Raw genomic sequence first — 7,544 nt, 5'->3', positions numbered from 1 at the left:
GGCCCCCCGGCGCCCCGGCCGGCCGCCCCCCCCCCCCCCCCCCCCCCCCACCCCCGCGCTACGGCGTGTCCTCGTCCGGATCGTCCGGCTTCGGCTTCGGGCGGGGGGCGGAGCCCCCGGACGGATCGCGGAAGTACGACGTGGGGTCGCCGGGGTCGCCCTGCGCCGACCCGGCGGCCGGGTCCCGGCGCCGCAGGTACCGCTCGAACTCCCGCGCGATGGCCTCCCCGGACGCCTCCGGCAGGTCCGCCGTGTCCCGCGCCTCCTCCAGCGTCTGGACGTACTCCGCCACCTCGCTGTCCTCGGCGGCCAGTTGGTCCACCCCCAGCTGCCAGGCCCGGGCGTCCTCCGGCAGCTCGCCCAGCGGGACCCTGATGTCGATCAGGTCCTCCAGCCGGTTCAGCAGCGCCAGCGTCGCCTTCGGGTTCGGCGGCTGGGAGACGTAGTGCGGGACCGCCGCCCACAGCGAGACCGCCGGGACGCCCGCGTGCGTGCACGCCTCCTGGAGGATGCCGACGATGCCCGTCGGGCCCTCGTAGCGGGTCTCCTCCAGGTCCATCGTGCGCGCGAGGTCGGGGTCCGAGGTGACCCCGCTGACCGGCACCGGGCGGGTGTGCGGGGTGTCCCCCAGCAGCGCGCCGAGGATCACCACCATCTCCACCCCCAGCTCGTGCGCGAACCCGAGCAGCTCGTTGCAGAACGACCGCCACCGCATGGACGGTTCGATGCCGCGCACCAGCACCAGGTCCCGCGGCTTCGGGCCGCCGACCCGGACCACGGACAGCCTGGTCGTCGGCCAGGTGATCTTGCGTACCCCGTTGTCCAGCCACACCGTCGGCCGGTTGACCTGGAAGTCGTAGTAGTCCTCGGCGTCCAGCGCCGCGAAGACCTCGCCCTTCCATTCCCGGTCCAGGTGCGCGACCGCACCGGACGCGGCGTCACCCGCGTCGTTCCAGCCCTCGAACGCGGCCACCATGACCGGGTCGATCAGCTCGGGCACGCCCTCAAGCTCGATCACCCAGGTCTCCTTCCGAAGTTCCCTTGTGTACGTGGGCCAGCCTAAGCCTTGATACGACCGCTCCACAGACCGCGAGAAGGGGCGGCCCGTTCCCGGAACCGCCCCTGCCCATGGATCAGAAATGCTATGCCGGGCGCTACGCCTTCCGGGCCAGCATCTCGGCCACCCGGGCCTTGACCGCGTCGTCGTCGAGGCCGCGGATGGTCACCGTCGTGCGGCGGCGCAGCACGTCGTCGACGGTGTGGGCCCACTCGAAGTCACGGGCGTAGGCGACCTGCGCCCAGATCTCCGGGCCGTCCTCGTGGATCCGCTCGCCGAGGGCGGGGTCCTCGTTGACCATGCGCGCGATGTCGAAGGCCAGCGAACCGTAGTGCGTCGCCAGGTGCTTGGCGGTCAGCGGGTCCATCCGCAGGCCCGGCTCGCGGTCCACCAGCAGGCGGTGGGCGACGGCGTTGGGGTTGGCGACACCGGGCAGCGGGACCCGGCGGACCAGCGACTTCACCGGCTCCATGTCCTCGGTCAGCGGGCTGCCGGGGAGCTTGGCCAGCTTGTCCATGACGACGCGGCCGATGTGCCGGTACGTCGTCCACTTGCCGCCGGCCACGGACAGCATGCCGCCGCGGCCCTCGGTGACGACGGTCTCCCGCTTGGCCTGGGCGACGTCACCGGGGCCGCCGGGCAGCACGCGCAGGCCCGCGAAGGCGTACGTCATCAAGGAGCGGTCCAGGTCGGCGTCCTTGATCGAGAACGCGGCCTCGTCCAGGATCTGCTGGATGTCGGCCTCGTCGGCCCGGACGTCCGCCGGGTCGCCCTCGTACTGGGTGTCGGTGGTGCCCAGCAGCAGCTGGTCCTCCCACGGCAGGGCGAAGGTGATGCGGTACTTGTCGATCGGGGTGGCCATGGCGGCCTTCCACGGCGACTTGCGCTTCATCACGATGTGCGCGCCCTTGGACAGGCGGATCGACGGCGCGGAGTGCTTGTCCTCCATGCGCCGCAGGTGGTCCACCCACGGGCCGGTGGCGTTGAGCACGACCCGCGCGTCGACGCCGAACTCGGTGCCGTCCAGGCGGTCCTTGAGCTCGGCACCGGTCACCCGGCCCTGCGTCATGCGCAGTCCGGTGACCTCGGCGTGGTTGAGGACGACCGCGCCGGACTCGACCGCCGCGCGGACCGTCATCACGGCGACGCGGGAGTCGTTCATCTGGTGGTCGTAGTAGACCGCGACGGCCTTGAGGTTGTCCGTCTTCAGACCGGGGTTGTCGGCGACGGCACGGGCGGGGGATATGACCTTGCCCATGCCGTCACCGAAGGCCGAGAGGGCGGAGTAGGCGAACACGCCCGCGCCCAGCTTGGCCGCACCCACCGGGCCGCCCTTGTAGACCGGCAGGTAGAAGGTGAGCGGGTTGACCAGGTGCGGGGCCACGTCCTTGGCCAGCACCCGCCGCTCGTGGTGGTTCTCGGCGACCAGCTTGACCGCGCCGGTCTGCAGGTAGCGCAGGCCGCCGTGGACGAGCTTGGAGGAGGCCGAGGAGGTGGCGCCGGCGAAGTCGCCGGCGTCCACCATGGCGACCCGCAGACCCGACTGCGCGGCGTGCCAGGCCACCGAGGTGCCCAGGATGCCACCGCCGATGACCAGCAGGTCGTACGTGGCCTTGGCCAGCTGCTCGCGGGTCTCGGCGCGGCTCGCGTTCGAACCGGCGGTCGGGTGCGTGCCCAGGGCGGGCACGCTCTGCAGGCTGCTCATTGTCTTGACTCCTCGTCGTCGCTTGCGCCGGCCCCGGTGCGGTGGGGCCGGCATGCTTGCGTCAGCCGATCGCGGTCAGCTGGCGTCTTCGTCGTCGACCCAGCCCATGGTCCGCTCAACGGCCTTGAGCCAGCTCTTGTACTCGCGCTCCCGCTGCTCGGCCGGCATCCGCGGGGTCCACTCCGCGGCCCGGCGCCAGTTGGCGCGCAGCGCGTCGGTGTCCGGCCAGAAGCCGACGGCCAGGCCGGCGGCGTAGGCGGCACCGAGGCAGGTGGTCTCGGCGACCATCGGACGCACCACGGGGGCGTCCAGGAAGTCCGAGAGGGTCTGCATCAGCAGGTTGTTGGAGGTCATGCCGCCGTCGACCTTGAGGGCCGACAGCTCCACGCCCGAGTCCTTGGTCATGGCGTCGGTGATCTCGCGGGTCTGCCAGGCGGTGGCCTCCAGGACGGCACGGGCGATGTGCGCCTTGGTGACGTACCGGGTGAGGCCGGCGATCACACCGCGGGCGTCGGAGCGCCAGTACGGGGCGAACAGGCCGGAGAAGGCGGGCACGAAGTAGGCGCCGCCGTTGTCCTCGACGGAGGAGGCCAGGGTCTCGATCTCGGCCGCGGACTTGATCAGGCCCATCTGGTCGCGCATCCACTGCACGAGCGAGCCGGTGACGGCGATGGAGCCCTCCAGGGCGTAGACCGGCTTCTCGTCGCCGATCTGGTAGCCGACCGTGGTCAGCAGGCCGCTGTAGGAGTTGATGATCTTGTCGCCGGTGTTCATGAGCATGAACGTGCCGGTGCCGTACGTGGACTTGGCCTCGCCCTCGGCGAAACAGGTCTGGCCGAACAGGGCCGCCTGCTGGTCACCGAGCGCCGAGGCGACCGGCACGCCCGCCAGGACGCCGTCCTTGACCTCGCCGTAGACCTCGGCGGAGGAACGGATCTCCGGCAGGACCGCGGCCGGGATCTCCATCGACGCGAGGATGCGCTCGTCCCAGGCCAGCTCGTGCAGGTTCATCAGGAGGGTGCGGGAGGCGTTGGTGACGTCGGTGACGTGCCGGCCGCCGTTCACGCCACCGGTGAGGTTCCAGATGACCCAGCTGTCCATGGTGCCGAAGAGGATGTCGCCGGCCTCGGCGCGCTCGCGCAGGCCCTCGACGTTGTCGAGCAGCCAGCGGACCTTCGGGCCGGAGAAGTAGCTCGCCAGCGGCAGGCCGGTCTCGCGGCGGAAGCGGTCCTGGCCGACGTTGCGGCCGAGCTCCTTGCACAGGGCGTCGGTGCGGGTGTCCTGCCACACCAGCGCGTTGTGCACCGGCTCACCGGTGTTCTTGTCCCACAGGACGGTGGTCTCGCGCTGGTTGGTGATGCCGACGGCCTTGACGTCGGCCGCGGTGATCTCGGCCTTGGCGATGGCCCCGGCGACGACCTCCTGGACGTTGGTCCAGATCTCGGTGGCGTCGTGCTCCACCCAGCCCGGCTTCGGGAAGATCTGCTCGTGCTCCTTCTGGTCGACGGCGACGATGCGGCCGTCGCGGTCGAAGACGATGCAGCGGGAGGAGGTGGTGCCCTGGTCGATGGCCGCGATGAACGGGCCGGTGCTGGTGGTCATGGTGTGAGCTCTCCGGGAAGTCTGTGGGCTGGTCGGACCGTGCCGATGGTGATCAGGCGAACGCGATGTTGTACAGACCGCCGGCGAGCGCGGCGCCGACGAGCGGACCGGCCACCGGGATCCAGGCGTAACCCCAGTCGGAGCCGCCCTTGTTGGGCAGCGGGAGCAGGGCGTGCACGATACGCGGGCCGAGGTCACGGACCGGGTTGATGGCGTAGCCGGTCGGACCGCCCAGCGACAGGCCGATGCCGACGACCACGAAGGACGTGATCAGGACGCCGATGACACCGAGGCCCTTGCCGTCGCCCTGGAGGCCCTGGGTGAGGATCGCGAGGACCAGGACGGCCGTGCCGATGATCTCGGTGGTGAGGTTCTGCACCACGTTGCGGATCTCGGGGCCGGTGGAGAAGACACCCAGGACCGGGCCCGCGACGTCGTGCGGGTGCGGGTCCTCGGGACCGAGCTTGGCGTCCTTGATGTGCTCCGGGTCCGAGAGGTGGGCCCGGAACTGGCCGTAGTACGTGATCCACATCAGCACCGCGCCGAGCATGGCGCCGAGCAGCTGACCGGCCAGGTAGACCGGGACGTCGCCCCAGGCGCCGTCCTTGACGGCTATGCCCACGGTGACGGCGGGGTTGAGGTGCGCGCCGGAGAGGGGCGCGGACACGTAGGCCGCGATCAGCACGGCGAAGCCCCACCCGAAGGTGATGGCGAGCCAGCCCGCGTTGCGGGCCTTGGAGCTCTTGAGGGTCACGGCGGCGCAGACGCCACCACCGAGCAGAGTGAGCAGGGCGGTACCGATGGTCTCGCCGATGAAGATGTCGGAGCTGGACACCCGCGACTCCTTTGTCCTACGTCCAGAGGGTGGGCGGACCCCGGATGGCCCCGGCGGTCCACGCACTCGGTGAGTGCTTCACCGGTCCTTGGCTCTGTCACACCCTAACGCGTATTGCCGGTAGGTGTTCGACAATGTCGACCGGTGAACGGCAGTTTTTCGCCCAGGTGAAGAACGCGTCAAGGGCTGTCCCGCCAGATTGCCGGATCGTTACCGGTCGGTGCAGCCGAGCGGATCAAGCCATGATCTAGTCAAAATGTGGCGAAAAAAACGCAGAAAGCGGCCCCGAAGGGCCGCTCGGCGGGGAGGGGCACGCTCAGAACCGGCCTGCCCCGAGGTCGCGCGACACCGCGCGGGCGCAGTCCCGTACGGCGGCCACCAGGGTCGCCCGGGGCTCCCCGTTGTCCCCGCACACCCGCTCCACGGCGCCCGCCACCGCCACCGCCCCCACCGGCATGCGGCGCCGGTCGTGGATCGGCGCCGCCACCGAGGCGATGCCGTCCCAGGTCTCCTCCACGTCGGCCGCCCAGCCCCGCGCCCGGGTCAGCGAGAGCACCTCCTCGAAGCCCTCCAGGTCCGTGACCGTGCGGGGTGTGAAGGTGCGCCGCTCGGCCTCCACGGCCTCGCTGTGCGCCACCGGGTCGTAGGCGGAGAGCACCTTGCCCAGCGCCGTGGAGTGCAGCGGCTGCATCGCCCCGACCTCCAGGACCTGGCGGCTGTCGTCGGGCCGGAAGACGTGGTGCATGATCAGCACGCCCTGCTGGTGCAGGACGCCCACGTACACGCTCTCGCCGCTGGCCCGGGCCAGGTCGTCCGTCCACACCAGGGCGCGGGCGCGCAGCTCGTGCACGTCGAGGTAGCTGTTGCCCAGCCGCAGCAGCTCGGCGCCCAGCTGGTAGCGGCCCGACGCCGGGTCCTGCTCGACGAACCCCTCGGCCTGCAGCGTGCGCAGGATGCCGTGGGCCGTGCCCTTGGCCAGGCCCAGCGAGGAGGCGATGTCGGACAGGCCGAGCCGGCGCTCGCCGCCCGCCAGGAGCCGCAGCATCGCAGCGGCTCGTTCGAGCGACTGGATGTTCCGTGCCATCGCGCAGCCTCCTGAGGGCGATGTGAAGACGTAGTTCGACAATGTCGAACTCTATCGGCCGATGCCGACTGGTTGCAGGCTCGGGACGCAGACCCACCCCATCGGATCCGGCCACCGCAGCGCACAGAATGCCTGTCCGTTCCGTGGGACACCCGCACCGGGGTCCGGTCCGCATGGTTACCCTGACCGCGTACACCCCTGTCAGAAGGGGTGTAAAGCCGACAGCCGTCGCATCCCAGGGAGCTCAACCATGGCCTCGTCGCCGAACCCGTCCGCAGACACCCAGACCAGGGCCGACGCCCTCCGTGAGGCCCTCGCCACCCGGGTGGTGGTCGCCGACGGTGCCATGGGAACGATGCTCCAGGCCCAGGACCCCTCCCTGGACGACTTCGAGCAGCTGGAGGGCTGCAACGAGGTCCTGAACGTCACCCGCCCCGACATCGTCCGCTCGGTCCACGAGGCGTACTTCGAGGTCGGCGTGGACTGCGTGGAGACCAACACCTTCGGGGCCAACTTCTCGGCGCTGGCCGAGTACGACATCACCGACCGGAACTTCGAGCTGTCGCAGGCCGGTGCGCGTGTGGCGCGGGAGGCCGCGGACCGGTTCACCGCCGAGACCGGCCGGCAGCGGTGGGTGCTCGGCTCGATGGGGCCGGGCACGAAGCTGCCGACGCTGGGCCACATCGAGTACACCACCGTCAGGGACGCGTACCAGGTCAACGCGGAGGGGCTGCTGACCGGCGGCGCCGACGCGCTGATCGTGGAGACCACGCAGGACCTGCTCCAGACCAAGTCGGCGATCATCGGCGCGCGCCGGGCCATGGACGCCCTCGGCGTGTCCGTCCCGCTGATCTGCTCCGTCACCGTCGAGACCACCGGCACCATGCTGCTGGGTTCGGAGATCGGCGCGGCGCTGACCTCACTGGAGCCCCTCGGCATCGACATGATCGGGCTGAACTGCGCGACGGGCCCGGCCGAGATGAGCGAGCACCTGCGCTACCTGGCCCGCAACGCCCGCATCCCGCTGTCGTGCATGCCGAACGCCGGCCTGCCCGTGCTGACCAAGGACGGCGCCCACTACCCGCTGTCGGCGCCGGAGCTGGCCGACGCGCAGGAGACGTTCGTCCAGGAGTACGGCCTGTCGCTGGTCGGCGGCTGCTGCGGTACGACGCCCGAGCACCTGCGCCAGGTGGTGGAGCGGGTGCGCGGTGTGGCTCCCGCGGCCCGTGAGGCGCGTCCGGAGCCGGGCGCGGCCTCCCTC

Annotated in this window: 6 protein-coding genes; 1 reads left to right on the top strand and 5 read right to left on the bottom strand. The window is 71.0% G+C overall.

What is annotated here, in order from left to right; translation table 11 throughout:
* Positions 1–58: 58 nt before the first annotated feature.
* The 5 genes from LG632_RS28960 to LG632_RS28940 form a co-directional block, all read right to left on the bottom strand.
* Positions 59–1,018 carry a PAC2 family protein gene (locus LG632_RS28960; RefSeq protein ID WP_226730790.1) on the bottom strand — a complete coding sequence of 320 codons (960 nt, stop codon included), beginning with the start codon at positions 1,016–1,018 and terminating at the stop codon, positions 59–61.
* Positions 1,019–1,154: 136 nt separating this feature from the next.
* Positions 1,155–2,762 carry a glycerol-3-phosphate dehydrogenase/oxidase gene (locus LG632_RS28955; RefSeq protein ID WP_226730788.1) on the bottom strand — a complete coding sequence of 536 codons (1,608 nt, stop codon included), beginning with the start codon at positions 2,760–2,762 and terminating at the stop codon, positions 1,155–1,157.
* Between the two features lie 75 nt (positions 2,763–2,837).
* Positions 2,838–4,364: a glycerol kinase GlpK gene (gene glpK / locus LG632_RS28950; protein WP_226730786.1), complete on the bottom strand. Its 1,527-nt coding sequence runs from the start codon at positions 4,362–4,364 to the stop codon at positions 2,838–2,840.
* Positions 4,365–4,416: 52 nt separating this feature from the next.
* Positions 4,417–5,199 carry an MIP/aquaporin family protein gene (locus LG632_RS28945; protein WP_226730784.1) on the bottom strand — a complete coding sequence of 261 codons (783 nt, stop codon included), beginning with the start codon at positions 5,197–5,199 and terminating at the stop codon, positions 4,417–4,419.
* A gap of 316 nt (positions 5,200–5,515) precedes the next feature.
* Positions 5,516–6,283, bottom strand: coding sequence for an IclR family transcriptional regulator (locus tag LG632_RS28940; RefSeq protein ID WP_226730782.1), 768 nt, complete (start codon positions 6,281–6,283; stop codon positions 5,516–5,518).
* A 250-nt stretch (positions 6,284–6,533) separates the two neighbouring features.
* Here LG632_RS28940 and LG632_RS28935 point away from each other — a divergent pair.
* A partial coding sequence (locus LG632_RS28935; protein ID WP_226730780.1) for a homocysteine S-methyltransferase family protein occupies positions 6,534–7,544 on the top strand: 1,011 nt, incomplete at its 3' end.

The organism is Streptomyces antimicrobicus (assembly GCF_020532625.1).
Taxonomy (GTDB): Bacteria; Actinomycetota; Actinomycetes; order Streptomycetales; family Streptomycetaceae; genus Streptomyces; species Streptomyces antimicrobicus.
The sequence above is the reverse complement of the archived record's forward strand: the minus strand, read 5'-3'. Positions and strand labels throughout refer to the sequence as shown.